This is a genomic window from Methylotenera sp. (genome assembly GCF_013141425.1).
Classification (GTDB): domain Bacteria; phylum Pseudomonadota; class Gammaproteobacteria; order Burkholderiales; family Methylophilaceae; genus Methylotenera.
Genome location: NZ_JABFRA010000069.1, coordinates 1 through 24,074, shown reverse-complemented (window position 1 = coordinate 24,074; position 24,074 = coordinate 1). Strand labels below are relative to the sequence as shown.

The 24,074-nt window shown below is 42.9% G+C and carries 22 protein-coding genes; 10 read left to right on the top strand and 12 right to left on the bottom strand.

What is annotated here, in order from left to right; all coding sequences use genetic code 11:
* The first annotated feature begins 5 nt into the window (after window positions 1–5).
* Together HOO90_RS05820 and HOO90_RS05815 are read left to right on the top strand one after the other, a co-directional pair.
* Window positions 6–1,064: an aldo/keto reductase gene (locus tag HOO90_RS05820; RefSeq protein WP_292840698.1), complete on the top strand. Its 1,059-nt coding sequence runs from the start codon at window positions 6–8 to the stop codon at window positions 1,062–1,064.
* Between the two features lie 43 nt (window positions 1,065–1,107).
* Window positions 1,108–1,449: a zinc ribbon domain-containing protein YjdM gene (locus tag HOO90_RS05815; protein ID WP_292840695.1), complete on the top strand. Its 342-nt coding sequence runs from the start codon at window positions 1,108–1,110 to the stop codon at window positions 1,447–1,449.
* A gap of 110 nt (window positions 1,450–1,559) precedes the next feature.
* On the opposite strand, the gene HOO90_RS05810 is transcribed toward HOO90_RS05815, so the two are convergent.
* Together HOO90_RS05810 and HOO90_RS05805 are read right to left on the bottom strand one after the other, a co-directional pair.
* The gene (locus HOO90_RS05810; RefSeq protein ID WP_292840692.1) at window positions 1,560–1,967 is read right to left on the bottom strand and encodes a DUF3568 family protein; all 408 of its coding nucleotides are present in this window, start codon (window positions 1,965–1,967) and stop codon (window positions 1,560–1,562) included.
* 142 nt (window positions 1,968–2,109) lie between these two features.
* On the bottom strand, window positions 2,110–4,026 hold the full coding sequence (locus HOO90_RS05805) for a U32 family peptidase (RefSeq protein ID WP_292840689.1): 1,917 nt from the start codon (window positions 4,024–4,026) through the stop codon (window positions 2,110–2,112).
* 112 nt (window positions 4,027–4,138) lie between these two features.
* Between HOO90_RS05805 and bioA the strand changes: the two genes are divergently transcribed.
* The 4 genes from bioA (at window position 4,139) to HOO90_RS05785 (ending at window position 8,057) form a co-directional block, all read left to right on the top strand.
* Window positions 4,139–5,491 (top strand): adenosylmethionine--8-amino-7-oxononanoate transaminase, encoded by a 1,353-nt coding sequence (gene bioA, locus HOO90_RS05800; protein ID WP_292840720.1) that lies wholly within the window; start codon window positions 4,139–4,141, stop codon window positions 5,489–5,491.
* Window positions 5,492–5,520: 29 nt separating this feature from the next.
* Window positions 5,521–6,936 carry a D-alanyl-D-alanine carboxypeptidase/D-alanyl-D-alanine-endopeptidase gene (gene dacB, locus HOO90_RS05795; protein ID WP_292840686.1) on the top strand — a complete coding sequence of 472 codons (1,416 nt, stop codon included), beginning with the start codon at window positions 5,521–5,523 and terminating at the stop codon, window positions 6,934–6,936.
* Window positions 6,937–7,071: 135 nt separating this feature from the next.
* Window positions 7,072–7,533, top strand: a complete 462-nt coding sequence (locus HOO90_RS05790; RefSeq protein WP_292840683.1) for an FKBP-type peptidyl-prolyl cis-trans isomerase — start codon at window positions 7,072–7,074, stop codon at window positions 7,531–7,533.
* Between the two features lie 92 nt (window positions 7,534–7,625).
* Entirely contained in the window at window positions 7,626–8,057 is a 432-nt protein-coding gene (locus HOO90_RS05785; protein ID WP_292840680.1) for an OsmC family protein, read from the top strand.
* Window positions 8,058–8,165: 108 nt separating this feature from the next.
* Here the strand turns inward: HOO90_RS05785 and HOO90_RS05780 are convergent, their stop codons facing one another.
* From HOO90_RS05780 to HOO90_RS05765, 4 genes are all read right to left on the bottom strand, one after another.
* A complete protein-coding gene (locus HOO90_RS05780; RefSeq protein WP_292840677.1) occupies window positions 8,166–8,483 on the bottom strand; it encodes a DUF2322 family protein in 318 nt (105 codons plus the stop codon).
* 23 nt (window positions 8,484–8,506) lie between these two features.
* Window positions 8,507–9,136, bottom strand: a complete 630-nt coding sequence (gene coq7 / locus HOO90_RS05775) for a 2-polyprenyl-3-methyl-6-methoxy-1,4-benzoquinone monooxygenase (RefSeq protein WP_292840674.1) — start codon at window positions 9,134–9,136, stop codon at window positions 8,507–8,509.
* A gap of 15 nt (window positions 9,137–9,151) precedes the next feature.
* Window positions 9,152–10,333, bottom strand: a complete 1,182-nt coding sequence (locus HOO90_RS05770) for a (Fe-S)-binding protein (RefSeq protein WP_292840671.1) — start codon at window positions 10,331–10,333, stop codon at window positions 9,152–9,154.
* A 194-nt stretch (window positions 10,334–10,527) separates the two neighbouring features.
* The gene (locus HOO90_RS05765) at window positions 10,528–12,081 is read right to left on the bottom strand and encodes a S41 family peptidase (protein WP_292840668.1); all 1,554 of its coding nucleotides are present in this window, start codon (window positions 12,079–12,081) and stop codon (window positions 10,528–10,530) included.
* Window positions 12,082–12,199: 118 nt separating this feature from the next.
* On the opposite strand from HOO90_RS05765, the gene HOO90_RS05760 reads away from it, so the two are divergent.
* A complete protein-coding gene (locus tag HOO90_RS05760) occupies window positions 12,200–12,493 on the top strand; it encodes a SelT/SelW/SelH family protein (RefSeq protein WP_366928744.1) in 294 nt (97 codons plus the stop codon).
* Window positions 12,494–12,512: 19 nt separating this feature from the next.
* On the opposite strand, the gene HOO90_RS05755 is transcribed toward HOO90_RS05760, so the two are convergent.
* Window positions 12,513–13,061, bottom strand: coding sequence for a C40 family peptidase (locus tag HOO90_RS05755; RefSeq protein WP_292840662.1), 549 nt, complete (start codon window positions 13,059–13,061; stop codon window positions 12,513–12,515).
* 138 nt (window positions 13,062–13,199) lie between these two features.
* Here HOO90_RS05755 and HOO90_RS05750 point away from each other — a divergent pair, with 138 nt between their 5' ends.
* On the top strand, window positions 13,200–15,125 hold the full coding sequence (locus tag HOO90_RS05750) for an ATP-dependent DNA helicase (protein ID WP_292840659.1): 1,926 nt from the start codon (window positions 13,200–13,202) through the stop codon (window positions 15,123–15,125).
* Between the two features lie 167 nt (window positions 15,126–15,292).
* Here the strand turns inward: HOO90_RS05750 and HOO90_RS05745 are convergent, their stop codons facing one another.
* Both HOO90_RS05745 and HOO90_RS05740 read right to left on the bottom strand, forming a co-directional pair.
* A complete protein-coding gene (locus tag HOO90_RS05745; RefSeq protein ID WP_292840656.1) occupies window positions 15,293–15,805 on the bottom strand; it encodes a TlpA disulfide reductase family protein in 513 nt (170 codons plus the stop codon).
* A gap of 67 nt (window positions 15,806–15,872) precedes the next feature.
* Window positions 15,873–17,195 (bottom strand): NAD(P)-binding domain-containing protein, encoded by a 1,323-nt coding sequence (locus HOO90_RS05740; protein WP_292840653.1) that lies wholly within the window; start codon window positions 17,193–17,195, stop codon window positions 15,873–15,875.
* A 219-nt stretch (window positions 17,196–17,414) separates the two neighbouring features.
* Between HOO90_RS05740 and HOO90_RS05735 the strand changes: the two genes are divergently transcribed.
* Together HOO90_RS05735 and HOO90_RS05730 are read left to right on the top strand one after the other, a co-directional pair.
* Complete coding sequence (locus HOO90_RS05735) at window positions 17,415–18,239, top strand: hypothetical protein (RefSeq protein WP_292840650.1); 825 nt, start codon at window positions 17,415–17,417, stop codon at window positions 18,237–18,239.
* A gap of 14 nt (window positions 18,240–18,253) precedes the next feature.
* Window positions 18,254–20,257 (top strand): cytochrome c3 family protein, encoded by a 2,004-nt coding sequence (locus tag HOO90_RS05730; protein WP_292840647.1) that lies wholly within the window; start codon window positions 18,254–18,256, stop codon window positions 20,255–20,257.
* Between the two features lie 104 nt (window positions 20,258–20,361).
* Here HOO90_RS05730 and HOO90_RS05725 read toward each other — a convergent pair whose 3' ends face one another.
* The 3 genes from HOO90_RS05725 to HOO90_RS05715 form a co-directional block, all read right to left on the bottom strand.
* A complete protein-coding gene (locus HOO90_RS05725) occupies window positions 20,362–21,150 on the bottom strand; it encodes a hypothetical protein (RefSeq protein WP_292840644.1) in 789 nt (262 codons plus the stop codon).
* Between the two features lie 91 nt (window positions 21,151–21,241).
* Entirely contained in the window at window positions 21,242–22,705 is a 1,464-nt protein-coding gene (locus HOO90_RS05720; RefSeq protein WP_292840641.1) for a DUF5666 domain-containing protein, read from the bottom strand.
* Window positions 22,706–22,754: 49 nt separating this feature from the next.
* Entirely contained in the window at window positions 22,755–23,642 is an 888-nt protein-coding gene (locus HOO90_RS05715; protein WP_292840638.1) for a DUF6502 family protein, read from the bottom strand.
* Between the last annotated feature and the right edge of the window lie 432 nt (window positions 23,643–24,074).

Sequence of the window (24,074 nt, the reverse complement as noted above, 5' to 3'; positions counted from 1 at the left end):
AAATCATGCAATACCGTAAATTAGGGGATTCCGACCTCAACGTTTCTGCCGTTTGTTTGGGCACCATGACGTTTGGTGATCAAAACACGCAAACTGAAGCGCACGAGCAGTTGAATTACGCACAGGCACAAGGTATCAATTTTATTGATACGGCCGAGATGTACCCCGTGCCGCCCAAATCAGAAACCTTTACCAGAACCGAAACTATTCTTGGTCATTGGCTTAGAAATCAGGCACGCGATAAAATTATTTTAGGTAGCAAAGTTGCGGGGCGTAACCGTGGACTCAACTGGATACGTAATGGCGATGATACGCTTACCAAAGCCAATATTCGTAGCGCAATTCATGATTCCTTAAAGCGCCTACAAACGGATTACATCGACCTTTATCAACTTCACTGGCCTGAGCGCAATGTGCCCCTGTTTGGGCAATATCAGTTTGATCCTAAATTAGAGCAAGATACGCAGGGAAATCAAAAAGCTTGGGTCAGCATTCACACACAATTGGAAACCCTAGCTGAATTGATTCAAGAAGGAAAAGTGCGCGCGATTGGGCTTTCGAATGAGCAACCATGGGGCATTTTGGAGTTTCTGCGCATCAGCAAAGAATATAACTTGCCGCGTATAGCCACTTTGCAAAATAGTTATCACTTGATGAATCGCACGATAGATTTTGGTATTAGCGAGATTTTGTATCGTGAAAACGTCAGTTTGTTAGCGTATTCACCACTTGCCTTTGGTCATTTAACGGCCAAATACATTGATAACCCTCAGGCAAAAGGGCGTGTTAATCAATTTTTAGGCTATGCGCAACGATATAACAAACCGAATGTAGCGATAGCTAGCGCTGCATATGCTAAGTTGGCTCGCGACCACGGCTTAACACCAACGCAACTGGCTTTGAGTTTTGTGATGCACCGCTGGTGCGTCACAAGTACCATTATTGGCGCTACGAGCATGATTCAACTCAAGGAAAATATTGCAGCATGGAAAACAAAGCTCTCGTCAGAAGTCTTGCAAGAAATTGAGAAATTGCATTTGGCGATAACGAATCCTGCACCATGAATAGCTAGTAAATTTTAATTTTTTAATAGAAAAGAATGTCACTATGAGCGCTTTACCAAACTGTCCAAAATGCAATTCTGAATACACCTATGAGGATGGCGATAACTACGTTTGCCCAGAATGCGCGCATGAGTGGAGTAAAACTGCGACGACTGATGCTGATGAAGGTGCAAAAATCGTTCGTGATTCTAACGGTAATGTTCTGCAAGATGGCGATACCATCACTGTGATTAAAGATCTGAAAGTGAAAGGTTCTTCATTGGTTGTGAAGGTAGGCACTAAAGTGAAAAATATCCGCTTGGTGGATGGCGACCATGACATCGATTGTAAAATCGATGGTATTGGAGCGATGAAGCTGAAGTCAGAGTTTGTTAAAAAAGCGTAAATTTTTGGCAATTAATTTACTTGCCGCTAAAATTGATCTTTTAAGTGTATGGGCTTATTAGTTTATTGCTTAGGCTAAATTTCTTAGCGTAATTTTTAAGGTCAAATAGGCTAGCCCAACGCTCTTTTTGTTTGCTGAATAATTTCTTCAGCAGTCGCACTGTCGTAAGAGAATATTGAGCTTTTTGCCGTCACCCGAACGCGTGTCGTATTGACGCTGATGGGTTCGATTTGAATTTCAATGTTGCGATCATCAGTTTTTGCAGAAAGTAGCCAGATGTTGGTTTTTTCTTGCAAGTTATCTGAGATCACTTTGATTTGCATACGATTTAATGCGTTTAACGTAGCTGCTCTTACTTTAGTAGATTTTGCAGTGAATGTTCTATAGGTAATGCCGTTAGAGGTGTGGTTCATGGCGGCCGAGCCACCAAGGCTGGCAGCTGTGGTTATGGCCGGTACACAGCCAGAAAGCCACGCGGTGTTAAGCAATAGAAAGTACACCAACAAAAAATGTCGCATTTTAATTCATCCCCTTGATTCACCTGGAATCATTCACCCGAAAGGGTGAATGGCAACCGAAACGTAGCATGTCTTTTTTTAAAGAAGATGTCAATAGCTATTCAATAAATATAAATTGAATTCAAGGGATTGCCGTGAGAACTTAATCTTGTTTTGCGTAAAATTTTACTGGCTGTGGCGCTGCCATTTGTAGTACAGGTTTGCGTACCTTGCCCATGACGTGCATTTCACAGGGTTTACAGTCAAATTTAAGCGTGAAGCGGTCATTCCCATTTATTAAGGTCATTGGCTCTGCGGTGACTGTACCTTGTACTCCAATCACGCCTTTGGCTTCTTTAGGGCAAAGGCCATGACTAAAACGCAGGCAGTGCTTGGTAATCATCAGTGGTACTTCGCCTAACTCTTGATTCGCCTCGTAAGCGGCAGCAATCATCTTTACGCCGTGTTTTTCATAAAATTGATGTGCTTTTGAGTTATATACATTGGCCAAGTAGCTTAAGGTATCTTCTGGAAAGGTTGCTGGAGGCTCAGTTGCGGCTCGGCGGGGTGGACGTTGATAGCTTGATTCACGTATTTTTTGCAATTGTTCAATCGCCTTGCGGCGTAGATTGTTTATGGTAGAGGCGGGTATAAACCAAGCCTGGCTGATTTGCAAGTGAATCTCATGAGCGGTAAAGTCGGTATTGCCGAGTTTGCTTAGGTTTTCACGTAAGCTTGTTTCGGCTTTATCAGGTGTTTGCGCGGCTTGCTTATCGGCGATGCAATCGACTGTTGCGCTAAAGCGGGCGCTATCCGTCAAGCCTAGTGCAAACCCCGTTGGTGTTTCCGCAAAAATTATTTCAACTTCAATTTTACGTTGTGCGGAATCTTTTTCTAGCAAGCGCATAAAAGCATGGTCACGGTTGCGATACAGAGTTGTGTTGTTGCGAATGTCGGCAGGCATTTCGTTGGGATAAAGTTTTTTGCCCACTACGGTGTTAATGCGCAAGCCTACTAACTCTTTATGCACATCAAAAAAGCATACGCCATCTCCGTTGTGTAACTGAGTTGGTGTTTCGACTTCAATAAAGTCTTTACCCACTTTGGTGACTTTGCCCAATAATTCCCCCGAAAATTTAGGCGTATCAAACGCGCCAATGTCAGCTTGGCGACCATTAGCAAAATAGTCGGTTGCGTTACGATTAAAGGTTTTTTCAGGCTGTGGCGTAAATGTGTAAGTGCAATTGCCGTGCGATGATCTCGCCAATTCAGGTCTAGCATGCAAAATTTCATCTAGCAATTGTCGATAATGCGCAGTGGCATTTTTTACGTAGGATAAATCTTTGTAGCGCCCTTCAATTTTAAAGCTACTCACTCCCGACTCAATCAGCGCAACTAAGTTGGCGCTTTGGTCATTATCTTTCATGGATAAAAAATGCTTATCTTTACCAATGATTCGGCCTTTTTGGTCTTCTAAAGTAAAAGGCAGACGGCATTCTTGCGAACATTCGCCGCGGTTGGCGCTGCGGCCAGTGTGGGCATGGCTGATGTAACATTGACCGCTAAACGCTACACAAAGGGCGCCGTGAATAAAATATTCCAAGTTTGCCGTGGTCGCGTCGGCAATTTGTTTGACTGTGCGTAAATCTAATTCACGCGCCAACACCATTTGCGAAAAACCTACTTGGTCTAAAAATACAGCCTTTTCAACGGTGCGAATGTCAGTTTGTGTGCTTGCGTGCAACTGGATCGGCGGTAAATCCAATTCCAGTAAACCCATGTCTTGCACAATCAGCGCATCGACCTCTGTCTCATAAAGTTGCTGCACTAAAGTTCGCGCCCCTGAAAGTTCGTTATCATGAAAAATGGTATTTAATGCCACAAATACTTCTGCATGGTAACGATGGGCATGCTTAACCAAGCGTGCAATATCAGCCACTGTATTAGGGGCTTTGGCGCGCGCACCAAAGGCCGGACCGCCAATATAGACGGCATCTGCACCATGGTTAATTGCTTCAATACCAAAGTCAGCGTTTTTGGCTGGAGCGAGTAATTCAATGTGACGGCGAGTTTTTTGCATGGGTTGACTGAAGAGAGTAAACAAGAGTGTTCAATACTGAATTTTAGACTAAACAATAGCTTATGACGACATTTGATTTATGCGTGAAGCAAAAACATCGTACAATTCAGGCATGCGCAACCAAGATATTATTAACCGTAGCCTTCAATCCGTCTGGCATCCCTGTACGCAGATGAAGCGGCATGAGCAATTTCCATTGATTCCAATTAAACTGGGTCAGGGAGTATGGTTGCATGATGCAGAAGGCAAAAGATATTTAGATGCAGTTAGCTCTTGGTGGGTGAATCTGTTTGGGCATAACAATTCACGCATTAAAAATGCGATTAAGCAGCAGTTGGATATGCTTGAACATGTGATGCTGGCGGGATTTACCCATGAGCCTGTGGTGAAACTCTCCGAAAAACTCGCTAAGCTCACTGGTTTAGGCCATGCGTTTTACGCGAGTGATGGCGCAAGTGCCACGGAAATTGCGTTAAAAATGAGTTTTCATTATTGGCGAAACCTATATTCTGAAACCCCAGACAAGGCCAATAAAACCAAATTTATCAGCCTGCAAAATAGTTATCATGGTGAAACGCTAGGCGCTTTGGGTGTAACCGATGTGGCGATTTTTAAAGATACTTATGCGCCGTTGTTGATGCAGTCAGCACAAATGCCTAGCCCTGATTTTAGGTTGGCAGAAGTTGGTGAAAGTGCAGAAGCGTTTGCCTTGCGTTGTGCAGATGCCTTGGAGCAGTATGTAAGTGAACATTCACATGAACTGGCAGCTTTTATTATTGAGCCGCTAGTTCAATGCGCGGCAGGCATGGGCATGTATCACCCCGTTTATTTAAAACGAGCTCGCGAAATTTGCACTCAGTATGAAGTGCATTTAATTGCCGATGAAATTGCCGTGGGCTTTGGACGCACAGGTAAAATGTTTGCTTACGAGTGGGCGACTGAAGGCAACGGCCATCTGACTGAAAATATAAAAGCGTTGCCTGATTTTATTTGTCTTTCAAAGGGGATTACCGGTGGTTATCTTCCCTTATCTGCCGTGTTAACAACCGATAAAATCTATCAGGCTTTTTATGATGACAGTACCGTGCGTGGTTTTTTGCATAGCCATAGTTACACTGGCAACCCTCTGGCTTGTAGCGCAGCGTTGGCAACGCTGGCAATTTTTGAAGAAGATCATATTATTGAGCAGAACAAAATACTTTCAGCCAATATTGTGGAAAAGCTCAGTGCTTTAAACGAATTGCCCCATGTGCATCTGCGCCATCAAGGCATGATTTTTGCCTTTGATGTACAAACGAAAAATACCAAATTCGCACGTGATTGTTATGTGTCCGCCCTCAATAATGGTTTGTTGCTACGCCCGATTGGCAACACCGTGTATTGGATGCCGCCCTATACAATAAGTGAAGCAGAGGTCGATTTTTTAGTACAAGCTACATTAAAGGCTGTGCACGCTTCGGTTTAATTTGACTTATTGAGCTAAGTGCCACAAAAATGATAATTTCAAACATAAAATCAAAACTGTCTTATCTGCTTTTTTTTGTTTCGGTTACTGCGCAGGCGGAACTCCCAACTACAGTCGTTGAAGCTCTCAATAAATCGGCGATTCCTCAACAAAGTGTTGCAGTGTATGTTCAAGCGGTTGATGAAGCTAGTCCAATTATTAATCACAATGGTGATAAAAGTCTCAATCCTGCATCGGTGATGAAACTGGTCACCACGAATGCCGCGCTTGATCTGCTAACACCAAGCTACCGCTGGAAAACCGAGGTTTATCGCGATGGTCCATTACTCAATGGTGTTCTTAACGGTAATTTAATCATCAAAGGCTACGGCGACCCTAGTTTTAATGCGCAAGAGTTTTGGCGCCTACTCATGAGCTTACAGCAAGCGGGTGTTAAAGAAATTAAAGGCGATTTTATAATTGATAAAAACTTTTTTGCGACAAACATCAGTAACAAAAAGAATTTTGATGATGAAGTTTGGCGCGCCTATAACGCCGAACCTAGTGCTTTTTTGGTGAATGGACGCAACACCAGCTTTAAGTTTGTAGTGTTGGATAATCTAGTGAAAATCTACCAAGAGTTTGAGTTACCGGAAGTGCAAATCATTAATAATATGACAACCACCGAAGGGGAGTGTGGAGCATGGCGAAGTCGTTTTAGTTACGTGGTTATCCCTAAAAAAACCGGGGTTGCCGTGACTTTTAACGGTAAATTCTCGCCAAGTTGTGGCGAGCGTTATTTTGAGCTTAGTGTGCTAGATGATGAAAAGTACGCGTTTTATATATTCAAAAAATTGTGGCGAGAATTGGGTGGAAAGTTCAGTGGGATGCTTAAAACTCAAGAAACATCCGGTTCGGCTATTAAAATAATTGAGCAACTATCCGACCCTTTAGGCTATGTGGTGCGCGATATTAACAAGTGGAGTAATAATTTAATGGCTAAGCAGTTATTGCTAACTATTGCGGCGGAGTCTAATAATCCGCCAGCTAGCGAGGCTAAGGGTAGCTTGGCGGTAAAGACTTGGCTTGTTAGTAAAGGGTTGGAATTTGACGAGCTGGTCATTGAAAATGGCTCGGGCCTATCGCGAATTGAGCGTATTAGTGCAGCGCATTTAGGGCAAGTGTTAGTAAGTGCTTACAATAGTACGGTGATGGCCGAGTTCATAGCTTCATTGCCGATATTATCTCAGGATGGAACGGTGATGGGCCGTTTGAAAGAGGGCCTTGCAAATGGACGTGCACATCTCAAAACAGGTTCACTGGATGGTGTTAGTGCCATTGCTGGCTATGTGCTCGATGCGAATCATCATCGGCATGTGATGGTGATGATGGTGAATCACAACAATGCCGCGGCAAGTAGAAATGCCCAAGATGCTCTGATTGAGTGGGTACACCAGCAACCCTAAAATTAGAATCAAAATTTCTGCTAAAAACAACTCAAATCACTCGAAAAAATTGTCGTGTTAATAGAACTTGCATGTGTTTGCGGTATCATGTCGCATACGCACTTGATGCGATATTTAATTAGATAAGGATGATTGATGAAGTTATTCAACCTATTTGTTGCCAGTGGATTGGTGTTTTCACTCAACGCTTGCAATGCAGAAACACCTAAATCAACCCCAGCAAAGGAAACCGCAGCAATGACCACAGAAGTAACTGAATTACAAAAAATTGATACACAAGTTGGTACTGGCCGTGAAGCAGAGCCAGGCTTTAATGTAACGGTGCATTACACTGGCTGGTTGTACGATGCCGCGGCAGAGGGCTATAAAGGCAAAAAATTTGATAGTAGTTTAGATCGCAATCAGCCATTCAATTTCTTTTTAGGCGGGGGCCAAGTCATTCAGGGCTGGGATGAAGGTTTTGCAGGGATGAAAGTTGGCGGAAAACGTACTTTAATAATTCCTTCCGAATTAGGTTACGGCGCACGTGGCGCAGGTGGTGCGATTCCACCAAATGCCAATTTAATTTTTGATGTTGAATTATTGGATGTTAAATGATTGTTGTAGGAGCGTAATTTATTGCGCGAATGCGAGTAGATGGTGCGACTGCATTCGCGATTTAAAAATTGCTCTTACTACAGGAGAAAATGATGCATGTTAGAGTGAAATGGGTTGACGGTGTCAGCTTCATAGGAGAGTCGGAAACAGGCCACGCCGTGGTGTTAGATGGCGCGACTGAAAATGGTGGCCGCAACATTGGTATGCGCCCTATGGAAATGTTGCTCATAGGGATGGGCGCTTGCACTTCGTTTGATGTTGTGACAATTCTCAAAAAAGCACGTCAACCTATTGTAGATTGCGTGGCAGAAGTAGAGGCAGTGCGTGCGGATGAAATTCCTAAAGTATTTACTAAAATTCATGTCCATTTTGTTGTAACGGGCGATAATTTGAATATTACTCAAGTGGAGCGTGCCGTTAAATTATCCGCAGAAAAATATTGTTCTGCTTCAATTATGTTGAGTAAAAGCGTCGAAATTACGCATGATTTTGAGCTGAGAACGATCGCTGAACTGATAAAGTAAACTACTGTTAAGGACATTTCTAGCGGGAAACTAAATTAAATTTTGTTAATATGCTGTTGCTAGCATTCAGGTGCTAGCAAGCGAGGCGTGTTTCCAAATAGAAATATTTTATTTTTCGGTGACTTTTACTTTAAGTGGCTGTTCGTCTTCCAAGAGATTCAATAATCTATCTACATTCGGGTGTTTGCCGGGGCAGTTTTCCGCATCGCCGGTGTGTTCAGCAAATAAGCTTAAACCTTCAACTGCAGCATCTAGCGAAATTTCACCATACATACGATACAAGTGATAATAAACTTTTACCGAGCCTTGGCTGCCTGGTTTATTCTCTATAACGCCAGCAGGGCTGCCATCGTTATTAAAGAGTTCTATACGCTGTACGTGCGAGGCGTCATCAAGCGTTTGTAATACATCACTAAATTTTTGCATTCAATTCTTACCTCTTTAATGGGCTATATGTAATACGTTGAAGTCGTCATTAGCTTAGACATAGTCTTCATTGCAATTTTTATTGGTGCGGGCAAATCTGCTGCGCCGTGCAATTTGGCAGCGTGTTCGTGACTAGCTTCATCCCGCTGCATTTGTTCGATAATTTTACGCGTTTTCTGGTCTGCATGTGGTAGTTTTTCAAGATGGCTAGCCAAGTGAACTCCAACTTGTTTTTCTGTTTCAGCAAGAAAGCCTAAATTCCATTTATCACCTAATCTGCCAGCAATAGCCCCCATGGTAAATGCGCTAACGTAGAAAAGTGGATTTAATATACTTGTACGGCCACCAAGCTCGGAAATGCGTGTTTCACACCAAGCCAAGTGTTCCGTTTCTTCCAGTGCGGCCTGTTTTAGCGCCGCCGTCGTTTCGACTTTATGCGCAGTTAGCGCTTGGCCGCTATAAAGTGCCTGCGCACAGACCTCGCCAGTATGATTTACACGCATTAATGCAGCCGCCTGCTTCTTTTCTTCATTCGTTAAATCCGCTTCTGGGGTACTTTTATCTGGGTGCGCGCGAAGACTACGCGGCTTAGCTAGTAAGGTACGTAAGCCCGTATCAAATTCAATAATGAATGAATCTAGTTTATTTAGCATAGTGACAGTTTACGCTTATATTTCACCCGTGAAGTTTAATTGCTTGGCAAAAATTTGTATTGGATGCAAAACATTAACAGTAATATTTTTCTCACGTAATCCTTTGGCGATATGCAAACTACAGCCGATGTTGGAAGTAGCCAGTAGGGCAACTTTGTTGACTTGAATTGCATTCAACTTATCATTTAGTAGCGTATTAGCCATATCACTTTGAGTCAGAATATAAGCACCAGCGCCACCACAACATTGGCTGTTGCCTGGTAAAGCTTGAATATCAGCTTGTGGAATTTTTTTTAGTAAATCGTAAACTGCCAGATGGCTTTTTTGTACGTTGCGCAAGGTGCAGGGATCTTGTACAAAGATTTTTTGGTTAAGCGGTGTTATCGCAACATGCGTCCAGTCACACGCCTGAAGGAATAAACTGATGTCCTGTATTTTATGGTTTGGTAAATAGTCATGTAAACCCGCACCACAGCCGCTGGCTGTTGTTAACACGGGCAGGGCAGGGTCAAAGCCATACTGATTTTGTGCGATTAACCTTGCTGACTCGTCAGCGTCGCCCATTTGTCTTGCAATACCGCCACAGCAGGTTTGCTGTGAAGGAATTAGCACATCAAAGCCTAGCTTGTTTAAAAGATAGACGCTGGCTTTAAGTGTTTGATTGTCGAACGCATTGCTTGCACAACCCAAAAACAAGCTAACAGCTCCTTTTTTTGCCGTTGTTGCAGGGTAAATGGATTTCCAAACAATCGGTTTTTGAATCTGAGGTAACAGTTTGGCTACGGGCACTAACTTTTTAACTAAGCCATCTAACTGCAGCTTTTGAGCTAACCACAGCAACCAAAATAGGCTGTTTGCCAAATTTCGTTGGCGTATAAAAGGTTTTGTGAGCTGAGAAAAAAGCGACTTTTTTTCAATAAAAAGTGCACGCGACGTATCGACCAATGCGCCATAATTTACGTTATTTGGACAGACAGATTCACAGCTACGACAACTTAGGCACAAGTCTATGTGTGCATTAAAGCGAGAATTGTTGGGCAAAATATCTTGCGCTACAGCCCGCATTAATTGAATGCGGCCTCGTGGAGAATCCGCCTCGGAGCCGGTTTTTCTGTAAGTGGGGCAATGTGGTAAACACAAGCCACACGCAACACAGCGATCTGCTTCAATAATCAGTTCTTGGATAGATAAACTCATGGGGATATTATAAGCCTTGGCTTCTTAACTGGGTTTAAGATATATTCACTTTAGATAGCTGAAATGAATATATCTGAAATTGCGATATCTGGGTTCAACTTAACTTAAACGCATTGCTGTCACATAAAAAATCCGCCCTCATGACAAAGGCGGATTAATTGTTAAGAGTTCTACGCTCGTAATACGGCAGTTACTTACTTAGCTACCTCAGCGTCAGGTTTTTTAGTAACTTCAACTTTAGGTGCTTCCGACACAATGACTGGTTTGCCTTTTAGATAATTCATTGCCTGAGCAAACTGAATATCGTCTTTGCTGGCAGGCTCAATGGGTGCGGTTGGCTCTGAAAATTTCTTCTCATTGAACTTAGCCTTTGCTGCTTCCTTTTCAGCGGAAGTCGCAGCTGGTTTTGCGGTGTCTGAATTTTGCCCATCTTTTGGCTTATCTTGTTCTTTCGGATTTGCTAGGTGGCGCGTTAAATCCGCTTCATGAATATTGTTGGATTGGTCTGTGCCGTCCTCAACCAAGTAGTCTGGATCAATGCCTTTAGCCTGAATAGAGCGGCCTTTTGGCGTAAAGTAGCGTGCTGTTGTAAGCTTTATGGCTGCGCCGTTATTCATTGGCATAATCGTCTGTACTGAGCCTTTTCCAAAAGTGCGAATGCCGATGAGTGTGGCGCGTTTATGATCTTGCAATGCACCTGCCACAATTTCAGACGCTGAGGCGGAACCCGCATTAATCAATACGACCATCGGTACGGTTTTGATGTCTTCAGGAATATCTTTGATGTAATCAGTAGCGGTAATTGCACGTGCATAACTGAGCGGGTTATTTACGTTGAGATTATTTTTTCTCATATAATCATTTGCTGCGCTATGACTGATGTAGTTTTCAGGATTAACGGTCAGCTTCATTTTTGAATCAGTCGCGCGACCTTCTGTGTAAACGACCAAAGTCTCTTTAGGCAAGAATGCGGCTGAAACTCCAACTGCACCATTTAGCAATCCACCTGGGTCGTTGCGTAAATCTAAAACAAAGCCTTTAAATGGACCTTTGTTTTCATCGCGCATGGTTTTAATCGCTTTTGCTAAATCTTCACCGGTCCGCTCTTGAAATTGCGTAACACGTGCATAGGCATAGCCCGGTTCTGTAATCTTATATTTAACACTCTTGTTTTTGATGATTGCCCGCACCAGCGTAACTAATAATGGTTTAGGTTCATTTTTCCGCAATATTGTCAGGGCAATGGAGGTGTCTGGTTTGCCGCGCATGATTTTCACAGCATCGTTCAAGGTCATACCCTTAACGAGTTTTTCATCCAGTTTCATGATGAGATCGCCACTTTTTAGTCCGGCAACATAGGCGGGGGAATCTTCAATCGGGGATACGACTTTTACGAGGCCATCTTCCATCGCAACTTCAATACCTAATCCGCCAAACTCGCCTTGTGTGGTTGCTTGCATGTCCTTAAAGGCATCGGCGTCCATATAGGTAGAATGCGGATCTAAGCCCGTTAACATGCCACTAATCGCTTCCGACAGTAACTTTTTATCTTCAACTGGCTCTACGTAATCACTCTTAATTTTGCCAAAGACTTCCGCAAATGCGCGCAGGTCTTCCAAGGGCAATTGCGGCTTGGTCATTTTTTCAGCGACGGCTGAATATGTTAAACTTAGCATCAGACCGAGCACTAAGCCAGAGCAAACGAGCCCTACTTTTGTGAAACCTTGGTATTTATTTCTAGCTTGCATGTATTTTCCCAACAAATGTAACGCGCTAAGTTTAAGACAGAGCTTATTTTATAAGTTCAAAATCTAGTTAAATAAGTATTTCAATCATATTCACACAGGTTAAAGTATACCAGCAAGGATGATTAAATTGACTAAGCACAACATCGAAATTACGTATTGTACGCAATGCCGTTGGCTACTTCGTGCTGCATGGCTAGCACAAGAGTTACTGATTACATTTGAGCAGGATTTGGCAGGTGTCGCATTAAAACCAGGTAGCAACGGTATATTTGAAATTACATTAAACCAAAAGCTAATTTTTTCACGTAAAGTGGTGGGACGTTTTCCTGAAGCAAAAGAGGTGAAGCAGTTAGTGCGTGATGTGATTGATCCAGCAAGAGATTTAGGTCATAGCGATAGAATCACCGAGTGAAGCTCAAACGAGTCGCTGCTTATTTGCTCACTTCTTTGTCTGATTCCAGACGTTGCGCACCGTTGAAGCGTTTTGACCAATAGCTATTTTCCATGCTTTCAATCCGAACACTGCCACCACTGCGCGGAGAATGTATAAAACGATTATCGCCCACGTAAATACCGACATGTGAAAATGCAGATTTAAGAGTATTAAAGAATACCAAGTCGCCAGGTTTTAGTTCGCTTTTAGGGACTGTAGTACCTAGGCGGCTCATTGCTAGCGCAGAACGTGGTAGTGTTAAACTCGTGGCTTGTTTAAATACATAGCTGACAAATCCGCTACAATCAAAGCCTGTTTCAGGCGAATTGCCGCCATATTTATACCGAATACCACTTAAACTGAGTGCATTGATAAGCACTTCTTGTGCACGCTCAGACCAGTTTTCGGTGCTAACTTCACTTGCTGGAAGTGATTCAACAGTAACTGGCATCTCTTCGATGCTTGCGGCAGGCTCTGCCGTGGCGCACGATGAGGCAAAAAATACAAGCGAAATGCCGAGTAAAAAGTGATTGAAAATGGTTTTCATGTGTGGCAATTATATGAATTTATGAGAAAAAAGCAAATTGACTGTATTTATAATCAATTTGACTGCCGTTTAACTTTAGCCATAAATTATTTTGACTCAGCCTAAAACATAACAAGTCGTGGGATAATCACAGCCCTTATGAGCGAACAATCTATCCGTCAAGTTTTTGAAAAAAACGGTATCCTAGCCACCCAAATCGAGGGATATAGCGAGCGCACCCAGCAGTTAGAAATGGCATTGGCGATTGCCGATGCCATCGAAAATAACGCGCAATTAGTTGCCGAGGCGGGAACAGGTACAGGAAAAACATTTGCCTATTTAGTTCCAGCGCTGCTTACAGGCGGAAAAGTTATTATTTCCACAGGCACTAAAAACCTGCAAGATCAACTCTATAGCCGCGACTTACCGAATGTGCGTGACGCGCTCAAAGTGCCTGTCACAGTCGCGATGCTAAAAGGCCGTGCTAACTATGTGTGCCATTTTCATCTGGAAAGGGCTGAGCAAGAAGGGCGTTTTGCCTCACGTGAAGATGCAAAATACGTGCACCTCATTAAAACCTTTGCAGAAAATACGAAAACTGGCGATAAAAGTGAGCTGAATACTGTGCCAGAAAATGCCATGATTTGGGCGAGTGTGACGTCAACGCGTGACAATTGCTTGGGTGGTGACTGCGCATATTACAAAGACTGCTTTGTGATGGAAGCCAGAAAACAGGCGCTTGCAGCCGATGTGGTGGTGGTGAATCACCACCTGTTTTTTGCTGATGTGATGCTGCGCGATGAAGGTGTAGCCGAGTTACTGCCCAGTGCAAATACGGTTATTTTTGATGAGGCCCATCAATTGCCAGAAGTGGCAGGGCTTTTTTTTGGTGAAGATGTTTCCACTAGTCAGTTAATTGAGCTGGCGCGTGATTGTACGGCGGCTTATTTGACCGTGGCTAAAGACTGCGTTGAACTAGGTAAAGTGATTCCTGCTTTAGAAAAGGCAGCAAAAGATTTTCGTTTGATTTTCGCCTACGAAGGCTCCAGGCTACCCGTACAAAAAGCGCTAGCCCTAAAGGGGTTTGATGAGGCTTTTAACTACATGCAAAGCCAGTTAAAAGCCTTAGAAAAAGTACTCGAAACTCAAGCAGCACGTGATCCATTGTTAGAAAAGTGCTGGCAACGCAGTGAAGCTTTATTCGATTTATTTAGTCGCTGGCAATCGGCCGAAAATAACAATCTAGTGCGTTGGGTTGAGGTGTTTACACATTCCGTACAGTTGCACGCCACACCGCTCAGTGTGGCAGAAGGTTTTGGTAAGCAACTTAATGCACAGCCGCGTGCGTGGATTTTTACTTCAGCCACATTGGCTGTTAAAAGTGATTTTAGCCACTATATCGCGCAAATGGGTTTGCAAGCCGCTAAGACGGCCTTCTGGGATAGTCCGTTTAATTACCAAGAACAAGCCCTTTTTTATGTACCGTCGGAGATGCCGGATCCCAACAGTCCAAGCTACACTGCTTCAGTTGTTGCAGCCGCTTTGCCTGTATTGCAAGCCAGTGGTGGTCGCGCATTTGTGCTTTCTACCAGCTTGCGCGCCATGCGCGAAATACATGCGTTATTGAAAGAAGCGTTTATTGAAAATGGCATTGAAAGCCCGCTTTTATTGCAAGGCGAAACTTCGCGTACTGAATTGCTCGACCGCTTTCGTCAATTAGGCAATGCCGTCCTGGTCGGTTCGCAAAGCTTTTGGGAGGGCGTGGATGTGCGTGGCGAGGCGTTGAGTGTAGTAATTATTGATAAGTTGCCCTTTGCACCACCCGATGATCCAGTGCTTTCTGCACGGGTTGATAAACTGAATGCAGAAGGCAAAAATGCGTTTATGGAATATCAATTGCCTTATTCGGTAATTACCTTAAAACAAGGTGCAGGTCGTTTAATACGAGATGAAAATGACCGTGGTGTGTTAATGATTTGCGACCCACGACTAATTTCAAAAGCTTATGGAAAAAAAATCTGGCAAAGCCTGCCGCCGTTTAAACGCACTCGTTTATTGGTCGATGTGCAGGCGTTTTTTGCATAGGTAGGCAATTATGGAATGAATCAGAAGTTTGAGTCATTCAAAATGCAGAAAAATCGTTGGGTAGTCCGTTGACTGAGTTTCTTAATAATTTTGAGATAAAATGTACTTGAAGTGCACGATGGTGTGCTTCGGATAAAGCGTTATCTGATCGTGAGTTTTGCGTTTGGCTATTTCAACTTTATCCATAAGGACTGCTCAATGAGTTTTAGCGACTCAGGACTATCCCACTCTTTGGAACCACGTACTTTTTTGACTACGCGACCCTGTGCATCGACCAATATCGTTAAAGGAATGGTATTGGCTCCCAGCATGTTTTCTAGAATCAAATTATGGTCAAGGTAGTTTGCAAAGCTAAGTTTTGTGTCATTAATAAAGCCTAAAGCGGCGCTGGCATCGTCATCGGTTGAAATGCCAATGATATTAAGCTGTTTGCCGTTAAAGCGCCGAGCAAGACGCTCTAGTGAGCCCATTTCCTCACGGCAAGGCCCACACCAGCTTGCCCAAACATTGATAATTAGCGGCTTGCCACGAAATACAGATAACTTTTTAGATTTGCCTGAAAAGCCATTAAGCGTTACCTCTTTTAAATAGCTGCCAACTTCAATCTCACCTGGAGTATTGGCAAAAGTGCTGGTAGAGATGCACAGCAAGCTACAAAATATTATTGCAATTACTTTCATAAAATCCTTATATTTGGTCGCTTTCAATAAGCGACTACCGTTGCAGACGATCAACTGTTTGCTCAACCTAATTGGCTCTGATTGCTGTGCCGTAATGCGTTTCCACCATCACGCCGATATTTTTTAAGAAGGGGGTTGGCAATACTCCACCGGCACAAATAATGACAGCAATATTGGGGATTTCGACAGTTTCTTGGCTGGCTAACTCTATAGAAACGGTCTCCAAATGGATTTCTTTGACGTTCGATTTAAGCTGTACTGAAATTCGATTTTCGGCTTCGGCTTGTGCCAAGCGGTCACGATTTTTGGCTTTAACGCGACCAAAGGCCTCACTTCTGTATGAAAGCGTTACGTTGGTGTCAGGTTGTTCAGAAAGTGCTAATGCAGCCTCAATGGCACTGTCTCCACCGCCGACGACAAGCACATGCTGGCCCTTATATTGCTCAGGGTCAATCAGACGATACACAACTTTTGGTTGATCTTCTCCTGGCACATCCAGTTTCCGTGGTGTACCCTGACGGCCAATAGCCAATAGCACATTAGCTGTCTGATAGTTGCCTTTTGAGGTTTTAACCAGATAGCCCTTTTCGTTTTTTTCAACAGTTTCCATGCGTTCATGAAATTTCACGTTCAATTGCTGTTCACGAAGCACGCGTAGCCAAAAGCCAAGTAATTCTTCTTTGCTGATGTCGTACATTTCCACTTTGCCAATAATTGGTAAGGTGACAGGCTGTGTCATTGCAACTTTATTGCGCGGATACTTAAAAATAGCACCGCCAAGTGATTCTTCCTGCTCAATGGTAAGATATTTCAATTTTTGTTCTTTAGCGGCCAACGTAGCGGAAAGTCCTGCTGGCCCAGCCCCAACGATAATGACATCGTAGTCATTACCTTCATTTTTCTTAGTTAATATCGAATTAATGGCTTGCTGACCTTGAATAGCCGCCTTGCGAATTAAGCCCATGCCACCTAATTCACCAGCAATAAAGATGTTCGATACATTGGTTTCAAAGGTTGGGTCTACGAATGGAATATCCATGCCGCGTTTTTCGGTACCAAACACCAGCTGAATCGCTTCTACTGGGCACGCCTCTAAGCATGCGCCATGTCCGATGCAATGGGTAGGGTCAGTGAGTACCGCTTTACCATTGATTAAGCTAAGTGCTTTCTCTGGACAGGCTTTAACGCAAGCACCAGAGCCGCAACAACGGGTTAAGTCAATCACGGGGTGAATGGAGGCTGGTTCTGTCATGCCAGACTCTCTCGCTTCGTGCAAACGTTCATGGCCACGTCGATTGAGCTTGCGGTTGTGACGCAGGTAAAGTATCAGCACCAATAGAAAAGGCGCGAGGTATAGTATTAAGGTAAGGTCGGACACATTGAATTTCATATTGAGAAGTTTGCCTTATAATTTACATTTGTCACTTTATTCTAGCTGTATATTACGCTTGGAATATAAATGAACATAATGCAATATATAACTATTGAAAAATTTTCGCTATAATACGTGTGAAATTTTCACACGTCAAAAATTAATCAGTTTATTATAGTCACTAAATATTCGTATTAATGTTAAGTATTGGTAATCAATTGTAAAAAAGGAATTGTGTTGTTAAGTAAAACTGTTCATATATTAAATCGTTTTGTTTTGATTAGTTCAATTATCGTGCTGGCTTGGCTGGGTTGGAAAGTTGCTAATGGCAATTACTATAAACCAGGTATGGGCCTGGGATATAACTTGGGTCTAATCGGCGGTTTAATGATGCTGACTTTGTTGCTATATTCTTTGCGCAAGCATCTTAAGTTTATGCAAGGTTTAGGTAAGCTAAAATATTGGTTCCGTGTGCATATGATTTTAGGCGTACTCGGCCCACTTCTGGTGATATTCCACACGACCTTTCGCTTAGGTTCAATGAATGCGAAAGTAGCCTTTTATTGCATGGTGATTGTAGCGAGCAGTGGATTGATTGGTAAGTTTGCCTATACGCGTATTCATAAAGGCCTATACGGTAGTCGTAATAGTTTAAAAGAGGCGCGTGAGGAGCTCGCGGGTAGTTCTGGCGACGTAAAATCAAAACTGCATTTTTTCCCAAAAGTTGAAAAAAAACTCAATTATTTTGAATATTTGGCGCTAGAGAAAAAGCGCGGTTTTTTTGAAGGAGTGTGGTTTTTTCTGAGCTTTGATGTGCGTCGCATGTACATTGCCTGGCAGTGCAAGCAGTACATTTACAAACAGCTGGGTGGTGAGCGCATGAATGATGTGGCGAAAGAAGCTTCCAATCTGGTTAGCCAATATCTTATTCAGATACAAACAGTCGCGCAATTTAAAAAATTCGAACAGATATTTTCTGCCTGGCACATTTTGCATATACCGTTGATGTATATGATGGTGGCTACCGCGATATTTCACGTTATTTGGGTACACATGTACTGATAGGCTATTCGTTAATGTTACGTTTTATTTTGCTTTTGGTAGTTACTTTTATGCTGTCATTCAATGCAGGCGCGGATACGCTTGAGTCTGTGATGATGCCAGGCAAGGTAATTCAAGGGCATTTGAAATGGGAAGATGACTGTCAGAAGTGCCATAAGAAATTCGATAAAGAAGGGCAGAACCAGCTTTGTAAGGACTGTCACAAAGACATTAATAAGGATGTGGCAGCTAAGAAAGGCTACCACGGCCGCCTCAAGCAATCACGTGATTGCGTAGAATGCCATACAGAGCATAAAGGCCGTGCAGCAGATATCGCACCAATTAATGAAAAAACCTTTAAACACTCAGAAACGGATTTTGAACTGCATGGAGCGCATGCTGACACTAAAAAAACAGAGTGTAAAGACTGCCATAAACCTAAAGTTAAATACCGTGACGCACCAGATGCATGTAATGCCTGCCATAAGAAAGATGATAAGCATGAAGGCACGTTGGGTGTGGATTGCGAAAGTTGCCACAACGAGAAAAACTGGAAAGAAACGCGGGACAGATTTGATCACAACAAATCGAAATTTCCGCTAGAAGGTAAACACGCGGATGTAAAGTGTGATGATTGCCATAAAACAAAAAAATATAAAGAAGCGCCTAAGGATTGTTTCTCTTGCCACAAAAAAGATGATAAACATAAAGGTATTTTTGGCAAGAAATGCGAAAGCTGCCACACGGCCAAAGAATGGAAAGATATTACCTTTGATCACGGTAAGGATGCCCACTATGTATTGCGTGGCAAGCACTTCACGGCAAAATGTGAAAGTTGCCATAAGCCAAATGCCTCAACATTGAAGCTGCAAACCGCTTGTATCGCTTGCCATAAAGGCGATGATAAGCACGAGGGTACCTTGGGTGATCGTTGTGAAAAATGCCACAACGAGAAAAATTGGTTAAGTACGCCTGGGTTTGATCACGATGAGACTAAATTTCCACTACGTGATAAACACAAGGATGCAAAATGCCAAACCTGTCACAAAAACGGCTTAAAAGAGAAGTTGCCTTTATTGTGCCACGAGTGCCATAAAAAGGATGACGATGAAAAAGGCCATAAAGGTAACTTTGGCTTGAAGTGCGAGTCTTGCCATACGGAAAAAGATTGGAAAAAGGCCAGCAAATTTGACCATGATCGTGACACGAAATATAAATTGCGTGAAAAACACATCACCACAAAATGCGTAGATTGCCATAAGGGTAAGCTATACGGTCAAAATCTGAAAATGGATTGTTATTCATGCCATAAAAAAGACGATGACAACAAAGGCCACAAGGGTCGTTATGACCAGAAGTGTGAAGTTTGCCATACCGAAAATGACTGGAAAAAGGCCAGCAAATTCGACCATGATCGCGATACTAAGTACAAATTATTAGATAAGCATAAAACCACTAAGTGCGATGCCTGCCACAAAGCGCATTTGTACAAAGATAAACTGAAGACTACGTGTATTAGTTGCCACAAGGGCGATGATAAGCACAAAGGGCAGTTGGGCGATAAGTGCGAAGATTGCCATAATGCTAAATCTTGGAAGGATGCTAAGTTCGACCACGATAAATCGAAGTTTCCATTGTTGGGTAAACATGCCAAGGTGGAGTGTAAAAAATGCCACTTAACGCCTGAATATAAAAATGCTAAAACAGACTGCTACAGTTGCCACATTAAAGAGGATGTACATAAGCTTAGATTAGGTACCGCCTGTGAGACTTGCCACAATGCGCGCGATTGGAAGGCTTGGGATTTCGATCACGATCGCAAAACCAAGTTCAAGCTTGATGGTGGGCATAAGGGTATTGGTTGTTATGAGTGCCATAAGAGCCCGTCTAAGAGTAAAAATCTAGTTACTTCGGTGACTTGCGGAGATTGTCATGTATCCGATGACCCACATGATGGTAGCTTCGGCCGTCAATGCGAGCGTTGCCATGTATCCAATACTTGGACAGAGCTGAAAATGGGTGCAGGCTTCTCGCGGTAATTGACTGCGTATCACATTGTAGACTTGAAACACAAAGGGTGAAATTACTTGCTAATGTAATTTCACCCTTAATTTTTTGGTGCTAAATTAGTTCTAATGAGCTATTAGAATGATCTGCCCAACATTAGGCCACCACCCCAGTCAGCGCTTGAGTCAGAATAACCTTGGCTAAGATAGCTTTGTAATTTGTAGTCATCATTAAATTTATGGCTTACAAAAATAGTCAGTTCGCGCACGGGTTGCGAAGTGTCAAGGGTGGCTTGACGATAATCAGCCATGATGCCTGCGCTTGTGGAAGGTAGGAATTTGTAAGATAAGCCCGCGGCCGTAAACCAAATATTATTTAAGTTGACCCCACTCGGGTCGCCCAGACGTTTGTATCCCACATCGCCAAATGCGGTAAGGCTGTCGGTCAATGCCTTATAAGCATCCAGTTCCAAAGTGTAATCATTTTCACCAGTACCTAAACCCTTAGAGGCAGAGGCAGTAGAAAATTTAATTTTTCCAGTGATGTCCAGCAGCAATGGCTTGGTTTCGCCCAATTGAGCAATCGTATGCGTTGCGGATAAAACAATATCACCTAGACCAGATTCTGTTGTCGTTCTACGATTAGATGACCCTATTACGATCGGCGTATTTCCACCAACCACGTCACCTGGGCCGGTGATTTGTAGCCAAGGTACAGTAAGCTTGAGCGTGATATCCTCATTTTCAAACTTCCCAATAAACGGGATGTAGGTCATTTGTGTGGATTTTGATTGACCGTACTTGCCTGAACTGTAGTCAGCGCCCGTCGTCAAACTTAGAGTTCCATCCGCATGACTTGAACTGGCGTGAAAGCTAATTGCACTAACGAAAATGGCAGATATTGTTAAGTTAATTTTATTGTTCATATTCTTTGAAACGTAAACAGTGAAGTCAATTCTAAATTACTTAATTGAAAATTACTAATTAAAATGGCCAATATTTAACGCCTAAATTAAATTAGTCGTCGTGATGGCTTTCTACTTTCTCAAATTTCTCAGGGCGCTCAACTCTTTCGACTTTCTCAATATGTTCTACCTTGTCAATTTTCTCAGCTTTCTCGACTTTCTCAGCCTTTTCAGCTTTCTCGACTTTCTCAGCCTTTTCAGCTTTCTCAGCTTTTGCGACTTTTTCTATTGTCTCGGCTTTTTCGATCTTTTTCAGTTTGGATTCTGACGAAATAGCATCTTTATTATCATTGCGTTTTTCCGATGATTTTTCACCAGATTCTTTTGACGATTTAATAGATGAAGACTTGGCATTAGAGTCGCGGCGAGTTTTGTTCTCAGATTTAATCGAATCTGCTTTGATAGATCTAGGCTCTATGCTCAGCGCTGTTGGTTTGCCATCTTTTACCTGACCGCGAATAACAACAGGTTTACCTGTTAAACGTGCATTCGTGTTGTTGCCAACAATCAGGGTTTGAGCGTTTACCGTTATTTGTTGAACATAAACTTTCACTTGTCCGCTAGGCACTTCGCTGGTCACGATGTCTTGCAAGCTGAAAGTGTCTACTTTTTGTAGTAATTCACTTACAGGGCCTGGTTTCATCTCTTTCACGGTCAGTGCATTGCCATCCCACACGCCTGCCAAACTTATATCGCCTGTGCTGTTGATGGTTGGTTTTGATATTCCTTTAATGCGGGTTCCGCTTAGGTAAGCATTGTTGCCTTGGTAACTCAGGTTGCCAACGACATGTGCATTCTTTTGAGCGGGTGTTAAATCTACGCGGCTAGCTAAAACAGCGCCATCTGCCTTGCGTAAACCGCTAACATTGACCCATTTACCAATCTGCAAGCCTTTTAATTGCGCCGCATCAGCCGAGACTGTTTGCCCCATCACTTTTAGTGAGCTGTTTGCCACGTCAATGGCGGTGACTGGTCCAGTAATTTGGTTGTAAGCATGAATTTCACTCGCCAACAGTGATTGGTCGTTTCCTGTCGCTTTCACTGCCACTACTTGGCCAATGGATAACGCCTGGCTGCTGATTTTTTTACCATCTAAGTTAACAGGCGTGTCGTTGTAATAATGAATTTCTAGGCCATTCACGCAAATGCTACCAAAGCCAGTAATAACGCCAACAATGCCCGTACCACCAATACCGCTATTGGCCTGAACACCAGTTCCACCAATACCTTTTTGCACATTGCTGATGCCGGTGCCGCCAATTCCAGCATCCGCCGTGATGCCAGTACCACCAATGCCAGCATTGGCTTGAACGCCCGTACCACCAATACCTTTTTGTGCGCCTGAAATACCTGTGCCGCCGATTCCAGCGTCAGTGCCAATGCCGGTGCCGCCAATGCCTCGACTCAAGGCAATACCTGTGCCGCCAATCCCACCATCTTCGCACGGGTTGGCAATCGCATTGAATGGCAAGCTAGCCAATAATAATACAAAGAATCTGCGCATCAATATGGTCATATTAATCGTTCCAGTAAAAACGTGAAGAATGGCTATTTGTAAGCTTCATCTAGTCAATTCGTACGGTTTTTCTTCGGTAGTATTCGTGTTTTAACCTAGTGCCAAACTTTTCTTTTACATGGTAGAAATATAAAGCAAAAGTAAAGCGTTCATTCGCATCTTCGGTATTACCAACTTGACTTTGCAGTTCGATAGCTCTTGCATTAACTGCCTTCAAGGCGGTCATGCCATGCGTTTCTGCTAATGCCTTTAATTCGTTTACAGCATTTAATGTTAGTCCATCATAATACACACATCGTTCCAACATCGGCGGCGTTAAATTCATTAAATTATGTGCGGTCGCGGCAGCGTGGTCATGAATATTTTGCTGAAAAAAGAATAACTTTTCTTCAAAGCCTTCACTCGGAACAAAAGCATCGGTATTCAGGCAAACATAATCTTGCTCATTTAAATACACCACGCCAACTCTCAGCCATTCATCAAGCACTGGCCTTGCGCGAATGTCCTTGCTTACACGTGTAACCAGTCTTTCAAAAGAGGCGTTTCCGCCCACGCTCGCTAGCCTAGCTAAAGGTTTCGGGTTGCCTTCATCGTCAACAAAATCAGCATCGCTAATCCACAAGCCAACAAGTTGAGAGCCTAGGGTAACAAGTGAAGGATTTTGTGTGCTTTCTGGCTGATCGCGCAAACGATGCACGTCTTTACGATGTAAGCCTGTTAGTAAACTAATTCTACTGTCAGTCTGTTCGCGTTCAGAGAGTTTAAATTCTTCTTCGGCCACCTGCACAAAAACTACCTTTAGTGATTCAAGTAGCATTTGGTAATTAATGCCCTGTGCAAGCGCTAGTCTTATTAGCGGTTTTAGCACTCGCTGCAATGCTGTCAGCATGCGTTGCTTGACAGGATTATCAGATGAAGCTTCAGCGTTTTTATTCATAAGTTTTATTATACAAATACCAGAAATAATATGTGGGATTTTTTTACACAAAGGTATTGACGTGTGAAATTATCACACGTATTATTGACCTTGTGTGAAAATTTCACACGTGTATTAATGTAAGTGACACAAAACTTTCACATACATACCGTATTGTTAAGTGTTGTTAAATTGAAATGTGGTTTGATAAAACTGTTTTAGAATGCGTGACCTTAAATTTTGGTTTTGTACTTAAAAGTAAGGCATAAATACTAAAGATTAACGAAATTAAGACGATAAAACAGGCGTGACTATATAATTGCCTACAACTCCTCGGGGAGAAATAAAAATGCTAATGACAACAACTAAAACTGCAACTACTGTTCAACTGAGCCGCATGTCGGCCATATTGAGTTGGACAGCTTTGCTTTTGGCTACCTTATTGGTGAGTTT

Excerpts from the sequence above, each read along its gene's own strand:
- HOO90_RS05820 (WP_292840698.1), top strand. The coding sequence starts at position 6 with ATGCAATACCGTAAATTAGGGGATTCCGACCTCAACGTTTCTGCCGTT.
- HOO90_RS05815 (WP_292840695.1), top strand. The coding sequence starts at position 1,108 with ATGAGCGCTTTACCAAACTGTCCAAAATGCAATTCTGAATACACCTAT.
- HOO90_RS05810 (WP_292840692.1), bottom strand. The coding sequence starts at position 1,967 with ATGCGACATTTTTTGTTGGTGTACTTTCTATTGCTTAACACCGCGTGG.
- HOO90_RS05805 (WP_292840689.1), bottom strand. The coding sequence starts at position 4,026 with ATGCAAAAAACTCGCCGTCACATTGAATTACTCGCTCCAGCCAAAAAC.
- bioA (WP_292840720.1), top strand. The coding sequence starts at position 4,139 with ATGCGCAACCAAGATATTATTAACCGTAGCCTTCAATCCGTCTGGCAT.
- dacB (WP_292840686.1), top strand. The coding sequence starts at position 5,521 with ATGATAATTTCAAACATAAAATCAAAACTGTCTTATCTGCTTTTTTTT.
- HOO90_RS05790 (WP_292840683.1), top strand. The coding sequence starts at position 7,072 with ATGAAGTTATTCAACCTATTTGTTGCCAGTGGATTGGTGTTTTCACTC.
- HOO90_RS05785 (WP_292840680.1), top strand. The coding sequence starts at position 7,626 with ATGCATGTTAGAGTGAAATGGGTTGACGGTGTCAGCTTCATAGGAGAG.
- HOO90_RS05780 (WP_292840677.1), bottom strand. The coding sequence starts at position 8,483 with ATGCAAAAATTTAGTGATGTATTACAAACGCTTGATGACGCCTCGCAC.
- coq7 (WP_292840674.1), bottom strand. The coding sequence starts at position 9,136 with ATGCTAAATAAACTAGATTCATTCATTATTGAATTTGATACGGGCTTA.
- HOO90_RS05770 (WP_292840671.1), bottom strand. The coding sequence starts at position 10,333 with ATGAGTTTATCTATCCAAGAACTGATTATTGAAGCAGATCGCTGTGTT.
- HOO90_RS05765 (WP_292840668.1), bottom strand. The coding sequence starts at position 12,081 with ATGCAAGCTAGAAATAAATACCAAGGTTTCACAAAAGTAGGGCTCGTT.
- HOO90_RS05760 (WP_366928744.1), top strand. The coding sequence starts at position 12,200 with ATGATTAAATTGACTAAGCACAACATCGAAATTACGTATTGTACGCAA.
- HOO90_RS05755 (WP_292840662.1), bottom strand. The coding sequence starts at position 13,061 with ATGAAAACCATTTTCAATCACTTTTTACTCGGCATTTCGCTTGTATTT.
- HOO90_RS05750 (WP_292840659.1), top strand. The coding sequence starts at position 13,200 with ATGAGCGAACAATCTATCCGTCAAGTTTTTGAAAAAAACGGTATCCTA.
- HOO90_RS05745 (WP_292840656.1), bottom strand. The coding sequence starts at position 15,805 with ATGAAAGTAATTGCAATAATATTTTGTAGCTTGCTGTGCATCTCTACC.
- HOO90_RS05740 (WP_292840653.1), bottom strand. The coding sequence starts at position 17,195 with ATGAAATTCAATGTGTCCGACCTTACCTTAATACTATACCTCGCGCCT.
- HOO90_RS05730 (WP_292840647.1), top strand. The coding sequence starts at position 18,254 with ATGTTACGTTTTATTTTGCTTTTGGTAGTTACTTTTATGCTGTCATTC.
- HOO90_RS05725 (WP_292840644.1), bottom strand. The coding sequence starts at position 21,150 with ATGAACAATAAAATTAACTTAACAATATCTGCCATTTTCGTTAGTGCA.
- HOO90_RS05720 (WP_292840641.1), bottom strand. The coding sequence starts at position 22,705 with ATGACCATATTGATGCGCAGATTCTTTGTATTATTATTGGCTAGCTTG.
- HOO90_RS05715 (WP_292840638.1), bottom strand. The coding sequence starts at position 23,642 with ATGAATAAAAACGCTGAAGCTTCATCTGATAATCCTGTCAAGCAACGC.